Consider the following 19,946-nt stretch of genomic DNA (forward strand, 5'->3'; position numbering starts at 1 on the left):
TCGCAGGCATTCGCGGCGGCCTGGGCGTTGATGCAGATCGGCAAGGGCTAGGGTGATGGTCATGCGGGACGCCTACCACCAGCAGCTCGACGGGATCGTCAACGAGCTCGTCTTTATGACCGGTCAGGTACGGGAGTCCGTGAGGCTGGCCACCAAGGCATTGCTTGAGGCAGACGCACACGTGGCCGAGCAAGTCATCTCCGGCGACGCTGCGATCGACAAGATGCGAGACAAGATCGAGTCGGACAGTGTTCAACTGATCTCCCTGCAGCAACCGGTTGCGAGCGACCTGCGCATGTTGATAGCGGCGCTGCGCATGGTCGCCGACCTCGAACGCATGGGAGACCTGTGTGTGCACGTTGCCAAGGTCGCTCGGCTCCGCGTTCCTTCACTCGCCGTTCCCCCCGAGATGATCCCGACCATACAGCGCATGGCCACAGTCGCGGAGGACATGGTCGGCAAGGTCGCCAACGCTATCGCCGACCGCGACATAGAGGCCGCGCGTCGCCTTGAGACAGCGGACGATGAGATGGATCAACTCCGTCAATCGTCTTTCCGTCAGACGCTAGACGAGTCATGGCAACACGGAGTCGAACCCGCCGTTGACATCGCACTCCTGGGCCGATACTACGAGCGCATCGCCGACCACGCGGTCTCGCTTGCCCGCAGGCTCGTGTATCTCGTCACTGGAAGGAGCCCAAGCGTCGAGGCCTAGGAGACTGCTGAACAAAGGCGCGCCTCCCGGCGGTCCCGGCACCCGGCTGAAATCCTGCGTGCATGCAGGGTGAGTCGGATCGGCAGCGTGAGTTGCTGGATGTTGAGTCTGTGGCGGGGCACCTGCTCGAGCCGGGCAGCGTGTTCGCGTTGCTGGCCGAGCATCGTGACCGATTGTTCCCGAGCGAGTTGTTCGCTGATCTGTTTCCCTCGGGGCGGGGTCGACCGTCGATCCCGGGTGAGGTGATCGCCTCGGTGATCGTGCTGCAGGCGTTGTACGGACACTCCGACCGCGAAGCGGTCGACGCGCTCACCTTCGATCTTCGTTGGAAGGCTGCGTGTGGGTACGCGATCGACGCGAAGGGCTTCGACTCCTCGACGTTGACGTACTGGCGCAAGCGGTTGGCGGGCAGTGACCGGCCGCAGCGGATCTTCGAGGTGGTCCGCGAGGTCATCACCGAAACCGGTGCCGTTGCGGGAAAGACGCGTCGGGCGTTGGACTCCACGATCCTCGATGACGCGGTCGCCCGGCAGGACACGGTGACCCAGCTGATCGCCCAGATCCGCCGAGTGGGTCGCGAAGTGCCCGGCGCCAAGGACCTGATCGAGATGCATTGCATCCGGTTGGCCACGTTCACCGGGCAGGACTACACGATGCCCGGGAAGCCTCCCATCGCGTGGGACGACCAGACTGCCCGCGACGAGCTCGTCACCACGCTGGTCGGTGACGCGCTCGCGCTTCTCGCGGTCCTCGACGTCGAAGCGATCACCGCTGGCGGCGGCAAGCCTGCCGACGCGGTCGCGCTGCTGGCCCTGGTGGCCGGCCAGGACGTGGAGCCTGCTGAGGACTCTGATGGCACCGACGGCAGGTGGCGCATCGCGCGGGTGACCGCACCGGATCGGGTGATCTCGACCGTGGACCCCGATACCCGGCACGCCCACAAGACCCGAGAGAAGCGTCAGGACGGGTTCAAGGCTCACGTGGTCGTCGAGCCCGACACCGGACTGACCACGGTGTGTGCGTTGACCAAGACCAACGGCCCGGCCAACTCCGATGCGAACGTGGGCGCCGGGCTGGTGGTCGCCGACTCCACCGTCTCGGACGACCAGCCGGTCGAGGTGTTAGGCGACTCCGCTTATGCGTCGGGCGAGATGCTCCACGCCCTGGACAGCAAGAAGTGGATCCCGCTGGTCAAGCCCTGGCCGATCAAGCCTGCTGTCGAGGGTGGCTTCACCGTCGATGACTTCGTCGTCGACCACGACGCCGGCACCGCGACCTGTCCGGCCGGGATCACCCGGCGGGTGACCGACAAGGGCAACGTGACCTATGGGATCGCGTGTCGTGAGTGCCCACTCGTCGCGCGCTGCACCAACTCTGTCCGGGGCCGAAAGCTCACCGTCGGCGAGCACGACCTGCTCCAACGCGAGCACCGGCAGCGAGCCAACGACGAGGGCTTCCAGGCCGTGTACCGAAAGCATCGCCCGATGGTCGAGCGCTCCATCGCCTGGCTGGCCCGCGGCTCGCGTCGGGTGCCCTACCGCGGAGTCGAGAAGAACAACAACTGGCTCCACCACCGCGTCGCCGCCCTCAATCTGCGCCGACTCCTAGCCCTGGGCCTCACTGTCCAGGACGGAGCCTGGGCCCTGACCTGACCGGCCCGCCCGGGCTGGCGAGGCCCCCCTTGCAGCCGGCCATACAACCACGCACGATGGCCACCGGCGGGCGGAACGACCCCGTTGTCGCACCCAGAGTGCTGACTCAAACTCGCCCCTCGACAGCCTTGGCCGCGTTCCGCCCGCCACCCACGCGCTCACCAGCACCCAGAGCACGTCTTGTTCAGCAGTCTCCTAGCGCCACTGCGGCGGACCCGCAGATGAGTTGGCGCGACCTCGAGGCGGCGGAGTCGGCAGATGCGAACGATTACCGGTTCACTTGAGACATGAAGACGTACCGGCCGGTGCGGTGGTCGTAGGCCTTCCGGTCGGCACCGAGGTCGTGCTCAGCCTGTTCCGCGTCGACGAGCCCGTCTATGAACCGGTCACCAACGAGTATGCGGGCCGTGAGCCCGGGTCGACCATCTACTCCCCTGCCCCTCAAGGGCTGTTCGTCCCTCTCGACGACAAGATGGTGAACGTGCTCGCCACCGAAGGCAGCACGAGCCCGTGGCTCGGGCTGGACACCGTGGCGGGACTCAGGGCCGCCTTGCTCGCCGGCAAAGTGATCGACGGCGCCACCGGCTGAGGCAGCCCGCCGGACCACCCACGCGGAGCCGCGCGGCGGGCGTCGAGTTCGTCACCGCGCTTCCCCAGGACCGGCACGTCATTGCCTGGAAACGCTCGGGGAAGGTCCAAGAACTGCTCCGCGGACTGGGCGACGGCAGCATCCCGGTATCCCACGAAGGTCTCGACGCCGTGTCCAGCAAAAGGCCGAGCACCTGCGGGCCTCCTGCAACACCACGGCCTGCTCCCCCACCGCTACCCCTACCTTCCCCGCCTCGAGCAATGGAACGATCTGGTATCCGTGCACCTCGTGTGTGCATCGTGAACGCAGGGACACCTGTCAGGCCGACTCACCGCCGACCGGCGGGAGAATGTCCCTGGACATCATAACTAGTCGATCGTTAAAGCGTAATAACTAGTCGATCGTTAAAGCGTAGCCACGGCGGCGGACACTGCGAATCTCACCGGCGCCCGCGAGGCGGGTGCGGAGGCGTCTGACGTGTACGCGGAGGGTGCTGTCGCCCCCCACGCCGCCCCAGACTTCCGTTCGCAGTTCGTCATTAGTGATGACCTCAGGCGCTCTGTACATCAGGGCACGAAGCAGTTCGAACTCCTTCAGTGGAAGGTCAGGTATCCGCTCGCCCCGGATGTGCACCGTGAAAGCTCCTGCGTCCAGAGCTATCGGCCCAAAGGAGAGGAGTGCGTGATCGTCGAGGGAGTTGGCCGACCGCTGCATGAGGGTCCACACCGCGTCGGCCGTGTAGGGGCGGGTGAATGCGGCGGCGGCACTCGCGACAAGAAGGGATCCTATTGAGGCGGCATCACCGTCTTCGCCGACTTCAATGATGAGGGGACTTCCGTACTCGAGAATCTTCCTCACGAATTCGTCAGCTGGCAGACCTTCGGCCTGTTGGCTGATGATCACGGCCGCCGGATTGCCGCGACCGAACTCGACAAGGGCGTCTACGGTGGAATTTACGCGAGTGACGTGCACTCCGCGCGCGGCCATGTGTGCATCGAATTTGGCACCGTCACTCGGCGGGTCCACGACTAGCAGATGCGCACCCGCAGTTTGTACCCATCTGCGCGTGCGTGCACGTTCGAGCTCGGTCGGAGCGAGCTCGGTATCGCGCCTAGTCATCGCGGCAGGACCGGATCGGTGCGACCAAAACGCGACGAGCCCGTCGAGCGTGGTGGGTACGATCGTTGAGTGGCTCCACTGCTGAGATTCGTGGTCATCGTCGCACTTACTCAGCCAAAGCGGCCGGAGATGTAGTCCTCGGTGCGCTTGTCGCGGGGGTTTGAGAAGATGTGGCTGGTGATGTCGTACTCGACGAGGAGGCCGGTGCGATTGCCGGTGGTCTCGTCGGGGCGGGCAGTGAAGAAGGCGGTCCGGTCGGAGACGCGAGCGGCCTGCTGCATGTTGTGGGTGACGATAATGATCGTGAAATCCTCACGCAGCTCCATCATGAGATCTTCGATCCGGGCGGTCGCGATGGGGTCCAGGGCCGAGCAAGGCTCGTCCATCAAGATGACGTCCGGCTGGGTCGCGATGGCGCGCGCGATGCAGAGCCGCTGCTGCTGACCGCCCGACAGGCCGACAGCCGACTGCTTCAGCTTGTCCTTTACCTCGTCCCACAGCGCAGCTCTCGAGAGAGACTCCTCCACCAAGTCGTCCATCGACTCGACCTTCATCCCGGTGACCTTCGGACCGTAGGACACGTTGTCGTAGATCGACTTGGGGAAGGGATTCGGCTTCTGGAACACCATGCCGATGTTGCGGCGAACCTCGATGGGATCCACCTTTGGGCCGTAGATGTTGGTCCCGTGGTAGGTCACCTCCCCCTCGACCCGAGCGCTTCTGATCAGGTCATTCATGCGGTTCAGGCAGCGGAGTACAGTCGACTTTCCGCAACCCGACGGGCCGATCAGTGCGGCGATCTCGTTCTTGCTGAACTCGAGATTGACGTCGTGAACGGCATGAAAGTCACCGTAGAACACGTTGAGATCCAGCAGCCCCATCACCGGATCGACGGGAAATGGACTGATCTCACGCGAGGCGCCATGCACTTCGGTCTGTAACGCGGGGACCGAATGGACGTCGCTCTCCAACGTCGGGGTGGCCGTGCTGGCCTCAGCCGGATTGTTCATGGTGATGGATACCTCTCGGTCTGAGCGTGGGGATCTTGCACTATGCATCAGTACTTGGGGGTGTACTTGTTGCGCAACCAGATCGCTATCGAGTTCATCATGAGCAGGATGACCAGGAGTAGCATGATTCCGGCTGCCGCGAGCACTCGGAACTCGTCCTGCGGGCGGGCTGCCCACTGGTAGATGAGAACGGGCATGGCCGAGTACTTGCCTTCGAACGGACTCTCAGGGTAGAACGCAGCGAAGGTGGTCGCGCCCACGAGCAGCAGTGGCGCCGTCTCTCCGATGGCGCGGGAGAGGGCAAGGATCGTCCCTGTGAGAACCCCGGGCAAAGCCGCCGGCATCACTTGTCGTCGAATGGTTGCCCACTGCGTGGCGCCCAGTCCGTAGCTGGCCTGTCGGATGGAGTCGGGGACCGCGCGAATCGCTTCGCGTGAGGCCAGGACGACGGTCGGCAGCACGAGCATCGCCAAGGTCAGCGAACCCGCGAACGCGACTGCACCGAGAGCGAACCCGCCCTGGACGACGAATGCAAGCCCCAGGATTCCGAAGACGATTGAGGGGACGGCTGCGAGGTTCTGGATGTTCACCTCGATGGCGCGGTTGTACCACCTGGCGTCGTCTGCATACTCCTCCAGGTAGATCGCGGCGCTGACACCGATCGGGATCACCGTGACGATCACCCCGCCCATGATCATGAGGGTTCCGACGATGGCTGACTTGAGGCCGGCGGTCTCGGGGAACAGTGTCGAGGGAAACTGAGTGACCAGGTTGAGGTCGAGCCGGTCCCAACCCCGATAGGCCGTCGTGATGAGAAGCAGGCCCAAGGTGACGACGGCCACCACGATCGACAGGAGGATGGCCGACAGAAAGATCTGCCCCTTGACGTCGCGCCGCCCTCCCGTCAACTGGCGAGAGCCTTCTCGTGCGGCGTCAACCGCGATTCGAGTGCGGGTCGGGGTGCTCACTCGTACACCTCGCGATACTTGCGCACGAGACGGATACTGATCAGATTCATGACCATGGTCATGACGAACAACAGTGAGCCCACCGCGAAGATCGTGTAGAAACTGGTGCTTCCGCGAGCGATGTCACCGTTGGCCGTGATGGCGATAAAGGAGGTCATCGTCAGTACTGATTCGTTGGGGTAGGCGGTGAGGTTGGCGGTGGCACCAGCCGCCAGCAGGACGATCATCGTCTCACCGATGGCGCGTGAGACACCTAGAACGAAGGATGCCACGATGCCGGACAGCGCTGCGGGCACCACGATCTTGGTCGCTACCTGCATCCGGGTGCTGCCGATCCCGTAGGCCGCCTCCCGAAGGCCGTAGGGAACAGCGGCCATAGCGTCTTGGGAAACCGAAGCCACGGTCGGAATGATCATGATCCCCAGAACCAGGCCCGCCGTCCCGACGGCGAAGACCCCAGGCTCGACACCCAGCTGTCCTGGCAGCCACTCCGGCCAGATCGACTTGAACCACGGCGTGACGAAAGCAACCGCGAAGAACCCGAACGCGACGGTGGGGATTCCCGCGAGGACCTCCAAAGTCGGCTTGAGGACCGACCGAACACGGGGCGAGGCGTACTCATTCATGTAGATGGCCGCGCCCAGCCCGAACGGCAGTGCCACGATCACCGCATAGAACGTCACCACGAGGGTGCCCACGACAATTCGCAGCACACCGAACTGTGGATCTGCGAACGTCGGCGACCACTCTCCGGCGGAGAAGAACTCACCGAAGGGCACCCTCCGGAAGAACTCGATGGTGGGGGGCACCAGTGCACCGACGATGCCGATCGTGATCAGCACCGCGACCGCGGCGCAGAGGAATAGCCACCCCACGATGACCCGTTCGCCGATGCGGCGACTGCTGGCCTCGAGAGTCGGAGGCGCTGCGGAGCGCGCATCCTGGACCAAGGTGGGTGTGGCCATCCCTCTTCCTCCGTAGGTTTGTGCCGTGAGTACGTCTAGGTCACTCGCCGGCGAGCGATGCGACCTTGTCCAGCGCCTCCTGCGACTGCTCCTCGGTCAGCGGGATGAACCCGGCAGCCTCGGCGATCTCGGCCTGGTTCTCGATGTAGAACTCGAGGAAGGTCACGACCTCCGGCTTCTCCAAGGCCTTGTCCGAGGGGTAGATGAAGAGCTGACGTCCGAGCGGATTGTACGAGCCGTCCTGGACGGTCTCGACTGCCGGCTCGACACACTCACCTTCCTCGTTCTCGATCGGCACGGCACGCACGGCACCGTCGGATTCCTCCACGAAAGACAGCGGGATGTAGCCGGTGGCACCCTCGCTACCAGATACGCCCTGAATGGCCGCGTTGTCGTCCTCACCGATGTTGTTGTAGTCAGTACGAATCTGGCCCTCTTCGCCATTGATGGCCTCGGTGAAGTAGTCGAAGGTGCCGGAGTCGCTACCGGGGCCGTAGAGTTCCATGGGTACGTCCGGGAAGTCGTCACGGACCTGGCTCCAGTTGTCGACGCTGGATCCCTTGTCCCAGATGCTGGAGACCTCGTCGACGGTCAGGCAGTCGACCCAATCGTTCTCCGGGTTGACCGCGACGGCGAGGCCGTCGTTCGCCACACCCAACTCCTCAAAGGCGATACCCGCCTCCTCGCAGATCGCGATCTCCTCCTCCCCGATGGGGCGCGAGGCGTTGGAGAGCTCGGATTCGCCGCGGCAGAACTTTTCGAAGCCGCCGCCCGTCCCGGAGGTGCCGACGGAGATCTGGACGTCGGGGTACTCCTGATTGAAGAGCTCGGCGGCGGCCTCGGTCAGGGGCGCGACCGTGCTGGACCCATCGATGGCGATCGAGCCCGAGAGCTCACCGCCTTCGCCCGAGCCGGCGTTGCTGTCTCCACCGCAAGCAGTGAGAGCCAGCGACAGGGCCGCGATGCCGGGCACGAGGGCACGGCGAATGGAAGTGGTTTTCACTTCGAATCTCCTGACAAGTCTGTATGTTCTGTCGGAATTGACATGGTCAAGGTAGGCAGCTCGGGTGACCGGGGCACGTGTCAAGTTTGAACGGCGAGTGAACAATCGTGAATGAAACTCGTCGCCAGTGTGACACCTGTTCGGGCTGAGCATCCCGAGGGCTCACGCACGGGCCGAGGGCCGGCGCGCGGCGCTCTGCTCCCGACACTCGGCCGAAACTGTCGAGCCGCTTCAGCACTGATCGGTCCGGCCGACCGAGTCCACCCGTGCTGGGTCGTCGCCATCGAGTCTGGTCCGGTCCTCAAGATGGGCAACCGCCTCGTCGAGGAGGCGTAGCAGGTGGATGTCGGCCTCGGGTATGCGAGCAAGCGCCATCACGGCCGTCTCGACCGCTCGATGGGCTGGCCCATGGTCGTAGATCCTCTGCCGCAGGCGTGACGCCCTCCCGCACTCTTGACCCAGTTCAGGTCGCACAGACGGTGATCGAAGGCGGCGCCGAGCAGCCGCATGCATCCAGGCAAGCCGGGGGCCGGGGCGGACTTTCAGCGCTGCCGCGGTAGCCAGCTCCGCGAGTTCGGCAGAGACCGCTGGGTCGACGCTGTTCAGACTCCTTAAGCGTGGCGCAAGCGGATACAGCGCCTGCCGCCCGATCGGGGTCATCGCGTCGTTGACCAACCGGCCCAGGTGTGCCAGCAAAGGATGAGTGGTGGCGGGGGCGTCTGACCATGGTTCTCCGGCGAGAACCGAGACCCACTCCATCAGGCAGGCGCCGTCCTCGGGGGCCAGGTGGGTGCCGACGGTGAACTCGGCTGGCGGGAGGGGTCGGTTTGAGTTGGGATTCATGGCGTCTCCGTTCAGATGCTCGACATGGCGAGGTCGGTGAGGGTGAATACGAGAGCGGCCGCAAATGCCGCGCCCGGGAGCGTGATCGCCCACGCGACGATCATGGTTCGTAGAGCGCCCCATCGCACGGCGGCTCGGCCTCGCGTGGTGGCGGCGCCAATGACGCCGGAGGTCATCGCTTGCATAGCCGAGACCGGCAATCCGGCAACTGCTGTCACGTAGAGGACCGAGGCTGCGCTCGCCTCGCCCGCAAAGACACGGGGGGCGTCGAGCTGCACGACCCCGCGGGAGGGCGTGCGGAGGAGCCACCAGCCGCCGGCGTACGTGCCCGCCGCCATGGCCGCGGCCACGGAGAGGATGACCCAGAGGGGTACGTCGAATGAGTCCTGGTAACCGATCGAAACCAGAGCGAGGACGATCACGCCCATCGTCTTCTGGGCGTCCTGCAACCCATGGCCGAGTGCCACACCGGCGGTTGCAAAGGTCTGTGCGAGCCGGAACCCCCGGTTCAGAGCACTGACTCGACTGGACCCCCGAAAGAGCCACATGATGCCGGTGTGTACGGCGATGGCGATGATGAACGCGATCAGAGGCGCGAGCACCATCGGCAGCAGGACCTTGGTGGCGACCCCATCCCAGTGCACACCCGTGGCGGCAGCCACCGCCGCTCCGATCAGTCCGCCCATGAGGGCATAGGAGGATGAGGACGGCAGCCCCAACCTCCAGGTGAGCACGCTCCAGAGCGTCGCACCGACAACCGCGGCCAGAATCACGGCCATGCCCACACTCTTGGACGGCGTGGCGATGATCTCCGCGCCGACCGTCTGAGCAACTCCGGTGCCAATCAAACCGCCGAGCAGATTCATCAAGGTGGCCACGGCCAGTGCGATATGAGGCGTCAGCGCGTGGGTGCCGACCGAGGTCGCAATCGTGCCGTGGGCGTCACGGAAGCCGTTGGCGAAGCCGAAAGCCAGCAGGAGCGCCACGATCGCCCCAAGCGTGATGGTCACCGTGTCCATACCGCGCCTCGTCAGCTCCTGGCGGCCTGCCAGGCGTGGGCGGCCTGCTGGACCGCATCCCATGGAGAGCCCAGGGGTGGGGTGTAGGACAGGTCGAGATCGCCCAGGGCCGCGACGGCGTTCGCGTTGTGGATCGCGGTCGCGAGAATGTCGATGCGCTTGGACACCTCGGCGCCGTAGGCGCCGAGCAGCTGGCCGCCGAGCAGCACGCCGGTCCCCCGGTCTCCGGTGAGCCGCACCGCGAGCGTGGTGGCGCCCGGATAGTAGGCCTTGTGGTCATCGACGTCGACTTGAACGGTGAGCGGGTCGAAGCCGACGGCTCGTGCTTCGGCGTCACGTAGTCCGGTGGCTGCCGCGACCCGGTCGAACAGCTTGACCGCCTGGGTGCCCAGCGTGCCGGCGTACTTCAGGTCACCGCCCATGAGGTTGTCGCCGGCGACCCTGCCTTGCTTGTGGGCGGTGGTGCCCAGCGGAAGGTACCCGGGTTCGTCGAGGAGCCGGTGGTGGGTGTGCACGCAGTCACCCGCCGCCCAGACACCGTCGATGCTGGTGCGCATCTGCCGGTCGACCGCGATAGCACCGGCCGCCCCGAGCTCGAGGCCCGCCTCCACGGCGAGCTCCGTAGCAGGGTCGACCCCGGTGGCGACCAGGACCAGCCCCGCCGTGAGGCGGTCGCCTCCGAGGACGACCTCGAGCGTGTCCCCAACTCTGTCGATCGCCTCGACGGTCGTGTTGCAGCGGACCTGGACACCTTGCTCGGTGAGGTGGCGCTCGACCGACGCGGCGAGCTCGGCGTCCAGGGTGCGCGGGAGCACCTGCGGGAGCTGCTCGACCACGACCACCTGCAGGCCGCGGGTGGTCAGGGCCTCGGCCATCTCCAGGCCGACGTACCCGGCGCCGACGATGACCGCGGTCGACCCTGCGGGGAGTTGGTTCACGGTGTCGGTGACGGCGAACGTCTCCGGCATGGTGTGCAGCACGTGGACGCCGTCTTGCGGCCCGAGGGTGTCGAGGCCGGTGATCGGCGGGCGACGTGGGTTGGCTCCGGTGGCGAGGACCAACCGGTCGTAGTTAAGCGAGCCGGATTCATCGTGGTTCGTAAAGGACAGGCTCCGTTCGGGCACGTCGACGCGGGTGACCCGGTGGTCGAGCATCAACGTGATGCCGAGCCGCTCCAGGTCATCGGTCTTGCGGTGGGCGAGGTTCCGCCAGTCCGGGACCTCGCCGGAGACGTGGTACGGGATGCCGCAGATACTGTAGTTCGGGAACGCGTCTGCCACGAGAAGGCTGACCTGGACCTGATGGTCGAGCTCGAGGCAGCGCCGCGCGGCCTCGATCCCGGCGTCACTGCCCCCGACAATGGCTACGTGCATGACGGCGCCTCGCCGTTCAGACGGTCCGGGGGGTGACGTCGAGCTGGCCGAGCAAGTGCCGGACTCGCTGCTCGACCTGGTCGCGGATGGCCCGGACGGTCTCGAGATCCTGGCCGGCGGGGTCGTCGAGCTCCCACTCCTCGTAGTGCTTGCCGGGGAAGATGGGACAGGCGTCGCCACAGCCCATCGCGATGACCACGTCGGCGGCCCGGACGGTCTCGTCGGTCCAGGGCTTCGGGAACTCCTCGGCGATGTCGATGCCGCGTTCCTTCATGGCCTGGACGACGACCGGGTTGATCCCAGCCCCGGGCTCGGAGCCCCCGGACCAGCCGACGGCCGCGTCGCCCGCCAGGTGCTGGAAGAAGCCGAGCGCCATCTGCGACCGGCCGGCGTTGTGCACGCACAGGAACAACACGATGGGGCGGCCATCGGCACTGTGTCCTTCGACCTTGGCCAGCGCCTGGAGTCGCTGTCGGGCGAACCGCTCGGCCAGCAGCGGGAGGAACGTGGTCACGCTGGCGGTCTTGAGGAACTCGTCGTACGAGGTGTGCAGGAAGCGTTCGACGGTCTCCGTGCCGTAGGTGCCTCGGAACTCTCTCGCCAGCCGCTCGGTCGCGTTCTGCAAGGCGGGGTGGTGCTCCACGGGCGCCGCGGGGGTGCTCATCACAGGGTCTCCTAGGGTCAGTTCGGTTCTGGGTCGAGGGTGGTCGCGAGCCGTCCGACGCGGTGCACGATGTCGTCGAACGCGGCGTCGAAGTCCTCCGGCTTGGCCGAACGCGCCGGGTCGGGAACCGACCAGTGCAGCCGGGGCCCGTCGGGTAGTTCTTCGTGGACTTGGTCGCAGACGGCGACGACCAGGTCATCGGGAGCGAGCACGTCATCGACGTGGCGCGTCGTGGTGTCGCCCAGGGGCAGCCCGTGTCGCTTGGCCGTCCGGACCGCGCCGGGGTGGACGCGGGCGGCCGGATGGGTGCCGGCAGACGTAGCGGGCAGGGCACTCACGCGTTGCCACGCGGATGCGGCCAACTGCGAACGCGCGGAGTTCTGGGTGCACACGAACACCACCCGACGCCGACCACGCAGGTCGTCCTCCAACCTCGGGACCAGGTCCAGCGCCGCGAGCAAAGGATTGTCAGGGCGCAGCCGGACATAGCTGCGACGACCGTCGCCTTCGCTCTTCGAACGCCGGATGATCCCGGCGTCCTCCAGCACCCGCAGGTGGTGCGCCACCAGGTTGGAGCCGAAGCCGAGCTGTTGAGCCAGGTCTCCGGGCGACAGGTCGCTCACCGACAGGGCATCCACGATCGCTAGCCGTCCCGGTTCTCCGAGAGCCGCGTGGAACCGCGCCCGTTGTTCAAGGTCCATCTTCCGTTCACCTGCCCTCCACTGGCTCAATGCCTGTTGACTCAAGGATCGTTGCAGCATCTTCCGCAGTATGGCAAGCACGATCCCGAGTGAAGGAAGCGACATGACCCTGGACGTCGATATCGATCCCGACGACATCAGCACGAACCCCACGCACGGACCGAGCTTTGACGAGGTCGTGGAGCGCCGCGCCTCGCGCCGCAGCGTGTTGGCCGGAGGCATGGCTGGCGCCGCGGCGTTCCTGACCACCAATCTGGTGGGCTCCTCGCCCGCGCTGGCGAAGGCCACCTCGAGGGTCAGCGCGGCGGAGCTGCTGGGGTTCAGCCCGATCCCGCTCAGCTACGCCGACGAGGTGGTCGTACCGCCTGGCTACACCGCGCGAGCGTTCGTCCCGTGGGGGACCCCGATCACCGGCTCGTTCCCTTCGTTCAGCCCGGCCGGCAACACCGCGGTCGAGCAGGAGCAGCAGGTCGGGATGCACCACGACGGCATGCACTACTACCCGATCGACCGGGGCCCGTCCGGGAACAAGCACGGCCTGCTGGTCCTCAACCACGAGTACACCGACGAGAGCTACCTGCAGACAGGCACCAGCACCGCGCCGCCGAAGACCTCATGGACCCCCGAGATGGTGGCCAAGTCTCAGGCGGCCCACGGCGTCTCTGTGGTGGAGATCCGAGAGGAGGCCGCCGGCGAGTGGTCTCTGGTGAAGTCCCGCCTGAACCGGCGGATCACCGCGAACACGCCGATGTCGGTCACTGGCCCGGCAGCCGGCCACCGGCTCCTGCGGACCTCGGCCGACCCTGCCGGCCGGGTCCCGCTCGGCACGGTCAACAACTGCTCCCACGGCGTCACGCCCTGGGACACCTACCTGACGTGCGAGGAGAACTTCAACGGCTACTTCCGGGTCGACCCCGGCACTTACACCGCCGAGGAGCAGGCACTCACCAGCCGGTACGGCGTCGGTGGAGACCGCTACAACTGGGCCACCCACGACGGCCGCTTCGTCGTCACGCCCGCCGAGCCGAACGAGCCGAACCGGTTCGGCTGGGTCGTCGAGATCGACCCGTTCGACCCGCACTCGCGTCCCGTCAAGCGCACCGCGCTCGGCCGGGTTAAGCACGAGAGCGCCTACGTGCACGTCGCCAGGGGTGGCCGGGTGGTCGTCTATACCGGCGATGACCAGGTCAACGAGCACGTCTACAAGTTCGTCAGCAAGGACAGCTGGCAGGCGGCCCGTGCTCGCGGCCGCAGCCCCCTGGACGAAGGCACCCTCTACGTGGCGAAGTTCAACGACGACGGCAGCGGAGAGTGGCTGCCTCTGGTCCACGGTCAAGGCGGTCTCACCGCGGAGAACGGGTTCGCCGACCAGGGTGACGTGCTGGTCAAGACCCGCCTGGCCGCCAGCACCGTCGGCGCGACCCGGATGGACCGCCCCGAGTGGGTCTCGGTCGATCCCAACACCGACATGGTGTACCTGACGCTCACCAACAACACCAGCTCGGCGAAGGTGATGAGCGCCGCCAACCCGCGCAAGCCCAACCCGTGGGGCCACGTCGTCCGGTGGAACGAGAAGGGCGGCGACCACGCTGCCGCTTCATTTGAGTGGGACCTGTTCCTCCTCGCCGGTCAGGGCCGCAGCAGCGGCGACGGCTCCACCATCGCCGACGAGGATGCGTTCGGCTCTCCCGACGGCATCTGGTCCGACCCCGACGGCCGGGTCTGGATCCAGACAGACGGCACCCAGCCGCTCGGCGCCAACGACCAGATGCTCGCCGCCAACCCGTACCTCACCGATGACGCCGGCGTACCGCAGCTGCGGCGTTTCCTCACCGGTGTCCCCGGCTGCGAGGTCACCGGCGTGGTCACCACGCCCGACCAGCGCACGATGTTCGTGAACATCCAGCACCCGGGCGACGGCAGCCCCAGCCAGTGGCCCCACCTCGACGGGCTGACCACCCCGCGCTCAGCGACGGTGGTCATCACCAAGGACGACGGCGGCGTCATCGGATCCTGAGGCCAAACCCGTGGGTGCTCGGCGCCGCTGGGGGCGGTCAAGCACCTGCGGCCCCATGCAGCTATCCCACGGCCTCGGTGCTCCCGCGCACGGGTATGGGGTCGCCGGCACATGCGGCCAGTGCGGCACCGACGAGGGCGAGCGCTGCGAGCACCCCGAACATGGCCGGGTAGCCGCCCGTGATCGCAGCGACGCCGGCACCGAAGGCGGGTGCGAGCGCCGCCGCGATCCCCTTGGGCGCGTGGTAGACGCCGTTGATCGCGGCGTACCGCTGCGAGCCCCAGTGGTCGCTGACCAGGGTGGCGCCAACCAGGGTGAACAGGCCGCGGGCCGCGCCACCGAGTACCGCCACCAGCACCAGCACGAGAGCCGGGCCCGGCACCAGCGCCAGGGCCGCGAGCGTGACACCCATGACCCCCATGACGCCAGCCGAACGCGCGTTGGGTGACAGCCGCCGGTCCAGCGCCGGATACGCCAGCCGACCGGCGACCTGGCCCGCGCCGCTGAGCCCGAGCACCCACGCGGCCAGCTGCAGGCTCACGCCGTGGTGGAGGAGCAGCGGGACGAGGTTGACGAGCGAGGCATACGTCGCGAGCGAGGCCAGCGTGCCCGAGGCTGCCATCAGCAGGAACGTCCGACTGGTCAGGACGTCCCGATCGGCTCGTGCGTGGCTCGTCCCGGCGTCGTGGTGCCACGGCAGCCGAAGGGTGAGCGCGTGCGCCGGCACCGTCACGACGAACAGGAGCGCCGCCAGGATCAGGTAGGTGTCGCGCCAGCCGAACCACTCCCCCAGCGCCGCAGTGAGAGGGGCGAAGATCGTGGACGCGAAGCCCGCTACCAGGGTGAGCGTGGTGATGGCGCGCACCCGGCCGGCGCCGTACCGGTGGGTCAGTGCCGCGAACGCGGGTGGGTAGAAGGTGCCGGCGCTGGCGAGGCCGACCAGGAGCCACCCCAGGACGAACACGGGGTAGCTCGGGGCGAGCGCCACCACGGCGACCGCGCCGGAACCCAGCACGCTGCCGGCAGTCATCACCAGCCTCGGGCCGCGACGTTGCAGTAGCCGTCCCGCCGCGATGCCGGCCACGGCGCCGGTCAGGCTGCCCGCGGAGAACGCCGCAGTGACCGCGGTTGCCGACCAGCCGGTGTGCGGAGATCGCGGGTGCGAGCACTGTGAAGGCGTAGTACAGCACGCCGTAGCTGACCGTCACGCTCACGCAGAGCGCAACCAGCATCCGTCCAGCACCCGCCGGGTGCGGGGAGCCGACCCGGGTGCGCGGCCGGCTCCCCGCCTCGGTGAGGTCAGAGGCTGACAGGAGCCCGTCCGATCTCCAGCACGGCGGGCGCCGGTGCGCAGCAGCCGCCGCCCGCACTCTCCGGGTCGTCGAAGACCCCGGCGCCGCCACAGACGCCGGTGTCGGGCAGCACCAGCTCGACCCGGGCCGCCGCCTCGTGGTCGCCGGCGAGCGCGGCAACCACGCTGCGCACCTGCTCGTAGCCAGTCAGCGCCAGGAACGTCGGCGCCCGACCGTAGGACTTCATCCCCACCAGGTAGAGGTCGGGCTCGGGCTGCGCGAGGTCCGCGGCGCCGGTGGCCTGGACCGACCCACACGAGTGGATGTTCGGGTCGATCTCGGCGGCAATCCTGCGCGGCGCCTCCAAGGTTGGGTCGAGGTCGAGTCGCATCTCGGAGAGGAACGACAGATCAGGACGGAACCCGGTCAGCACCACCACGGTGTCCGCGGCCGGGACCTCCCTGCCGTCCTCCCCCACCAGCACGGTCGTGTCCGTGTCTCGGCGGATCTCCGCGATGCGGAACCCGGTCACGAGCTCGACCGCGCCAGACTCCACCGCCCGCTTGGCCCGCTGACCCAGCGCACCGCGCTCAGGTAGGTCGTCGGCCGCGCCGCCACCGAAGGTGCTGTCGCTGACGACACGGCGGATCGCCCAGGTGATCCGAGTGCCCGGATGGTCGGCCGCGATCTGGACCAGCTCGTGGATGGCGTTGAACGCCGAGTCGCCCGAGCCCACCACGACGGTGTGCTTGCCGGCGTACCGCTCGGACGTCGCACGGTTGGGCACCTGGTACGAGATCAGGTCCCCCGTGACCCGCTCACCCAGTGCCGGCAGTCCGTCTGCGCCGGCCGGGTTGGGGCGGCGCCACGTGCCGGAGGCGTCGATCACGGCGCGCGCCTCGAGGCGTGACTCGACGCCGTCACTGTCGACGAGGTGGATCGTGAACGGCTGCTCGGCACGGTCGGCGTCGACGAGACGGTCGCGGCCCTTGCGGGAGACGCCGGTGACCCGGGCGTCGTACCGCACCCGCTCCCCTAGCGCCTTGGCCAGCGGGGCCAGATAGCCGTCGATCCACTCCGCGCCCGTCGGGTAGCCCTGGCTCGGCGCCGTCCAGCCGGTCGGCTCGAGCAGCCGGACCGACGCGCCGTCGACCAGCTCGGGCCAGGCCGAGAACAAACGGACGTGGCCCCACTCGGCGACCGCGGAGGCCGGCTCGAGGCCGGACTCCAGCACGAGCGGCTCCAGCCCGCGCTCCAGCAGATGCGCGGCAGCCGCCAATCCTTGCGGGCCGGCGCCGATCACCACGACAGGCAGATCACTCATTCCAACTCCTCACATTCACGATCATCGATGCGACCATCGTACGAACACATCGACAAATGTCAATGGATGGGCCAGCATGGTATCCATGCCCTCGACTCTCCCGGTGATTCAGTCCGCTGACCTCGCCGCCTGCTGCTCGCCCATGACGGCGGGCATCGTCAGCGACGAGTCAGCCGAGACCCTCGCCCGGATGTTCAAGGCCCTAGGCGACCCGACCCGAGTCAAGCTGCTCTCGATGATCGCCGCCGCACCCGAAGGTGAAGCGTGCGTTTGCGACATGACCGAGCCCGTCGGGCTCAGCCAGCCCACCGTCTCGCACCACATGAAAGTCCTCGTCCAAGCCGGGCTGGCCACGCGAGAGCAACGAGGCAAGTGGGCCTACTACCGAGTCGTCCCATCCGGGCTCGCCTCACTTGCGGCCGCACTCAGGCCCGCTGGGCAATGACGCGGTGGCGGACGGAAGATAACTTATCGGCGCGCGGCACGAGAGCGTTGTTTCCACAGAGCAAGCGCCCCGCTGGACCGCTGATGAGGCGGCTCGCTTCCCCGCGGACCAGTACCTCGGTGCAGTCTTGGAGTGAGCGCAGGCGACTACCCCTGGCGATCTCATGGATGGCGCGTATCGTCTCCGTGGGTCCACACCGGCCCGGCGGGAGCGGATGCGCCTCGACCGCAAAGGCCGCAGCGACGGGGCCGGACCTGAGCCGGGTGAGGAGCCTCGGTCTGCGGTGGTCAAGTCCGCCGCTGGGTCAATTTGACCGACGGCTATTGAAACTCCGAAGGCCGGCGAGCAGCAGGCCGGCGAGCCCGAGGAACAGGACGGCATTCCCCGTGGCCCGGCCCCACCTGACGGCGGGGGTGAGGGTGTCTCGAAGCGGCATCGGTGCGACGAGGACACTGGTCCCGCGGAGCGGGGCGCGCTCTGCTACCGACCCGTCGGGTCCGATGATGGCGCTGATGCCGTTGGTGGACGCGACCGCGATGGCGCGCCCGGTCTCGATGGCTCGGACACGGCTGATGGCGAACTGCTGATCCAGCTGGGAGGTTCCCGTGAAGCTCGCGTTACTCGTCTGGACCACGATCAACTGGGCCCCCCGCCGGATCTGGGGAGCAAGAACGTCGTCGAAGGCCACGTCAAAGCAGATCGCGTCGGCCACGCGGACCCCACTGACAGTCAGGGGCGTCGAAGAGTTCCCTGGGAGCATATCGCGAGGGACCTCGTCTAGGCGGGGATAGACCCGTCCGAGCACGTTCCGGAAGGGGATGTACTCACCGAACGGAACTGGGTGCTGCTTGGTGTAGCGCGACCTGGTGGGACCGTCCGACGTCCAGACGATCCCCTGATTGAGGACAGTCTTGGAGGTCGGACCGTCCACCATGCCGGCGACGAGCACGGGCGCCCCGACGCTCGCCACGGCATCCTCGATGCTCGTCCGTGCTACGGCGTCGGTCAGTGGGTTCACCGCAGTTGAGTTTTCGGGCCACACGACGAGGTCAGGCGGGGGCTTGGCCCCGAGTTCGACCAGCTGTGCCAGTTCGCGCGTTGCCTCGAGGTGGTTGTCTGTGACCTCCCGATGATGGGCAACCAGCTGTCTCCCGTCGCCGGGAACTCCGCCCTGGATAACGGCCACGGTCATCGAGCCGCCGTCTGGTGTGTCGAACGGCGCGACCGCCGGCACCAGGCCGACCCCGACGACGAGACCGAGGCCTGCGCAGGGTGCGAGGGGCGACGGCCTTCCGCGCCTCTGTGCCCGGACTGTGGCGCCGAGTAGGCCGGCGGCGAGTGAGATGCCAAGCCCTACCCCGGTAACCCCGAGGTAGGGCAACGTCCCCGCCCATGGGGTGTCGAGCATCGTCATCCCCAGACGTCCCCAAGGCAGGCCGCCAAACGGCCACGCAGACCGGGCAGATTCAACGCCAGTCCAGCCCACGGCAAACCAGACGGGGGCCCCGGGGAGCCCGGACAGGAGTCGCACGAACAGGCCCAGGATGCCGAACCAGCAGGCCTGCACCAACGTCAACGCGACCCACGCTGCGATCCCGATCGACTGCGCGAGCCAAAGGAGCAGCACTGCCTGGAAAGCCACTCCGAACACGAAGCCGAGCAGCAGGCTGGCACGCGTCGAGCGGCCTTGGAGAGCGATCATGAGGCACGCCGGGCCCGCCAGCATGCCGATGGTCCAGCCGATCGGATCGAACGCCGTCGCGAGGAGCAGCCCGCCGAGCGCAGCCGCGACGGACGCCGGGCCGAGGTGCGCGGGCGGAGACCCGGACGCCCGACACGACGGCGACGGCGACGGCGACGGCGATGGCGATGGCGATGGCTCGGTTGAATCCGGTGACGCTTTCGTCGTCTTGGCCGCGGCAGACTTCACCGGGGTTCCATCCGCTGGTGGCCAGGAGTTGGAGTTGCGCCACACCCACTGACCAGACCCCGATGAGCTGGGCCCGCCGATCTCCAGTGATCGATGTCGGTGTCCTCGCTGCCGCGGCACCTGCACATGGTGACCCTTTCCCTTGCGTATTCCGTCGCCGTGCGGCGCGGATCAACTTCTTGGTCGCAGGCCGGTCCGTGCAGGGCGTCCGCAGCCCGGTGAGGCGACGCCGCAGTTGTTCCCAGGCTGGCCGCGCTTGGTCTCGACACCCGGGTAACGTATCGTGATAGCCGGATAAGAGGACCATGATGGTGAGT

Annotated in this window: 17 protein-coding genes; 5 read left to right on the plus strand and 12 right to left on the minus strand. The window is 67.3% G+C overall.

The window, feature by feature from the left end; genetic code table 11:
- Positions 1 to 61 precede the first annotated feature (61 nt).
- From phoU to AC57BS_RS00970, 3 genes are all read left to right on the plus strand, one after another.
- Positions 62 to 715, plus strand: coding sequence for a phosphate signaling complex protein PhoU (gene phoU, locus AC57BS_RS00960; protein WP_496409679.1), 654 nt, complete (start codon positions 62 to 64; stop codon positions 713 to 715).
- A gap of 62 nt (positions 716 to 777) precedes the next feature.
- The gene (locus AC57BS_RS00965; protein ID WP_496409680.1) at positions 778 to 2,367 is read left to right on the plus strand and encodes an IS1182 family transposase; all 1,590 of its coding nucleotides are present in this window, start codon (positions 778 to 780) and stop codon (positions 2,365 to 2,367) included.
- 280 nt (positions 2,368 to 2,647) lie between these two features.
- Complete coding sequence (locus tag AC57BS_RS00970; RefSeq protein WP_496409681.1) at positions 2,648 to 2,956, plus strand: hypothetical protein; 309 nt, start codon at positions 2,648 to 2,650, stop codon at positions 2,954 to 2,956.
- A 393-nt stretch (positions 2,957 to 3,349) separates the two neighbouring features.
- Here AC57BS_RS00970 and AC57BS_RS00975 read toward each other — a convergent pair whose 3' ends face one another.
- The 9 genes from AC57BS_RS00975 to AC57BS_RS01015 form a co-directional block, all read right to left on the minus strand.
- Positions 3,350 to 3,943 carry a winged helix-turn-helix domain-containing protein gene (locus AC57BS_RS00975; protein WP_496409682.1) on the minus strand — a complete coding sequence of 198 codons (594 nt, stop codon included), beginning with the start codon at positions 3,941 to 3,943 and terminating at the stop codon, positions 3,350 to 3,352.
- 242 nt (positions 3,944 to 4,185) lie between these two features.
- Positions 4,186 to 4,956: a phosphate ABC transporter ATP-binding protein PstB gene (gene pstB, locus AC57BS_RS00980; protein WP_496409744.1), complete on the minus strand. Its 771-nt coding sequence runs from the start codon at positions 4,954 to 4,956 to the stop codon at positions 4,186 to 4,188.
- A 176-nt stretch (positions 4,957 to 5,132) separates the two neighbouring features.
- Positions 5,133 to 6,053 carry a phosphate ABC transporter permease PstA gene (gene pstA, locus AC57BS_RS00985; RefSeq protein ID WP_496409683.1) on the minus strand — a complete coding sequence of 307 codons (921 nt, stop codon included), beginning with the start codon at positions 6,051 to 6,053 and terminating at the stop codon, positions 5,133 to 5,135.
- Entirely contained in the window at positions 6,050 to 7,018 is a 969-nt protein-coding gene (pstC, locus tag AC57BS_RS00990) for a phosphate ABC transporter permease subunit PstC (RefSeq protein ID WP_496409684.1), read from the minus strand. Before pstC ends, pstA begins: the two co-directional genes overlap by 4 nt.
- A gap of 40 nt (positions 7,019 to 7,058) precedes the next feature.
- Positions 7,059 to 8,021, minus strand: a complete 963-nt coding sequence (locus AC57BS_RS00995; protein ID WP_496409685.1) for a PstS family phosphate ABC transporter substrate-binding protein — start codon at positions 8,019 to 8,021, stop codon at positions 7,059 to 7,061.
- An 854-nt stretch (positions 8,022 to 8,875) separates the two neighbouring features.
- On the minus strand, positions 8,876 to 9,883 hold the full coding sequence (locus tag AC57BS_RS01000) for an inorganic phosphate transporter (protein ID WP_496409686.1): 1,008 nt from the start codon (positions 9,881 to 9,883) through the stop codon (positions 8,876 to 8,878).
- An 11-nt stretch (positions 9,884 to 9,894) separates the two neighbouring features.
- Complete coding sequence (locus AC57BS_RS01005) at positions 9,895 to 11,256, minus strand: NAD(P)/FAD-dependent oxidoreductase (RefSeq protein ID WP_496409687.1); 1,362 nt, start codon at positions 11,254 to 11,256, stop codon at positions 9,895 to 9,897.
- 16 nt (positions 11,257 to 11,272) lie between these two features.
- Positions 11,273 to 11,920 carry an arsenate reductase ArsC gene (locus AC57BS_RS01010; RefSeq protein WP_496409688.1) on the minus strand — a complete coding sequence of 216 codons (648 nt, stop codon included), beginning with the start codon at positions 11,918 to 11,920 and terminating at the stop codon, positions 11,273 to 11,275.
- Between the two features lie 17 nt (positions 11,921 to 11,937).
- The gene (locus AC57BS_RS01015; RefSeq protein WP_496409689.1) at positions 11,938 to 12,774 is read right to left on the minus strand and encodes an arsenate reductase/protein-tyrosine-phosphatase family protein; all 837 of its coding nucleotides are present in this window, start codon (positions 12,772 to 12,774) and stop codon (positions 11,938 to 11,940) included.
- On the opposite strand from AC57BS_RS01015, the gene AC57BS_RS01020 reads away from it, so the two are divergent.
- Positions 12,725 to 14,638 (plus strand): PhoX family protein, encoded by a 1,914-nt coding sequence (locus tag AC57BS_RS01020; RefSeq protein ID WP_496409690.1) that lies wholly within the window; start codon positions 12,725 to 12,727, stop codon positions 14,636 to 14,638. The two genes, AC57BS_RS01015 and AC57BS_RS01020, sit on opposite strands and share 50 nt — an antisense overlap.
- A gap of 61 nt (positions 14,639 to 14,699) precedes the next feature.
- On the opposite strand, the gene AC57BS_RS01025 is transcribed toward AC57BS_RS01020, so the two are convergent.
- Together AC57BS_RS01025 and AC57BS_RS01030 are read right to left on the minus strand one after the other, a co-directional pair.
- A complete protein-coding gene (locus tag AC57BS_RS01025) occupies positions 14,700 to 15,734 on the minus strand; it encodes an MFS transporter (protein ID WP_496409745.1) in 1,035 nt (344 codons plus the stop codon).
- Between the two features lie 203 nt (positions 15,735 to 15,937).
- On the minus strand, positions 15,938 to 17,254 hold the full coding sequence (locus AC57BS_RS01030) for an NAD(P)-binding domain-containing protein (RefSeq protein ID WP_496409691.1): 1,317 nt from the start codon (positions 17,252 to 17,254) through the stop codon (positions 15,938 to 15,940).
- 85 nt (positions 17,255 to 17,339) lie between these two features.
- On the opposite strand from AC57BS_RS01030, the gene AC57BS_RS01035 reads away from it, so the two are divergent.
- Positions 17,340 to 17,699: an ArsR/SmtB family transcription factor gene (locus AC57BS_RS01035; protein ID WP_496409692.1), complete on the plus strand. Its 360-nt coding sequence runs from the start codon at positions 17,340 to 17,342 to the stop codon at positions 17,697 to 17,699.
- A 304-nt stretch (positions 17,700 to 18,003) separates the two neighbouring features.
- Here AC57BS_RS01035 and lnt read toward each other — a convergent pair whose 3' ends face one another.
- Entirely contained in the window at positions 18,004 to 19,629 is a 1,626-nt protein-coding gene (gene lnt, locus AC57BS_RS01040) for an apolipoprotein N-acyltransferase (protein ID WP_496409693.1), read from the minus strand.
- Positions 19,630 to 19,946: the final 317 nt, after the last annotated feature.

The organism is Nocardioides sp. BGA-UO-ETr-FS32 (assembly GCF_059567905.1).

Bases quoted from the DNA above. Each gene is read 5' to 3' on its own strand.
- phoU (WP_496409679.1), top strand. From the start codon at position 62: ATGCGGGACGCCTACCACCAGCAGCTCGACGGGATCGTCAACGAGCTC.
- AC57BS_RS00965 (WP_496409680.1), top strand. From the start codon at position 778: ATGCAGGGTGAGTCGGATCGGCAGCGTGAGTTGCTGGATGTTGAGTCT.
- AC57BS_RS00975 (WP_496409682.1), bottom strand. From the start codon at position 3,943: ATGGCCGCGCGCGGAGTGCACGTCACTCGCGTAAATTCCACCGTAGAC.
- pstB (WP_496409744.1), bottom strand. From the start codon at position 4,956: ATGGGGCTGCTGGATCTCAACGTGTTCTACGGTGACTTTCATGCCGTT.
- pstC (WP_496409684.1), bottom strand. From the start codon at position 7,018: ATGGCCACACCCACCTTGGTCCAGGATGCGCGCTCCGCAGCGCCTCCG.
- AC57BS_RS01000 (WP_496409686.1), bottom strand. From the start codon at position 9,883: ATGGACACGGTGACCATCACGCTTGGGGCGATCGTGGCGCTCCTGCTG.
- AC57BS_RS01005 (WP_496409687.1), bottom strand. From the start codon at position 11,256: ATGCACGTAGCCATTGTCGGGGGCAGTGACGCCGGGATCGAGGCCGCG.
- AC57BS_RS01010 (WP_496409688.1), bottom strand. From the start codon at position 11,920: ATGAGCACCCCCGCGGCGCCCGTGGAGCACCACCCCGCCTTGCAGAAC.
- AC57BS_RS01020 (WP_496409690.1), top strand. From the start codon at position 12,725: ATGACCCTGGACGTCGATATCGATCCCGACGACATCAGCACGAACCCC.
- AC57BS_RS01030 (WP_496409691.1), bottom strand. From the start codon at position 17,254: ATGAGTGATCTGCCTGTCGTGGTGATCGGCGCCGGCCCGCAAGGATTG.
- AC57BS_RS01035 (WP_496409692.1), top strand. From the start codon at position 17,340: ATGCCCTCGACTCTCCCGGTGATTCAGTCCGCTGACCTCGCCGCCTGC.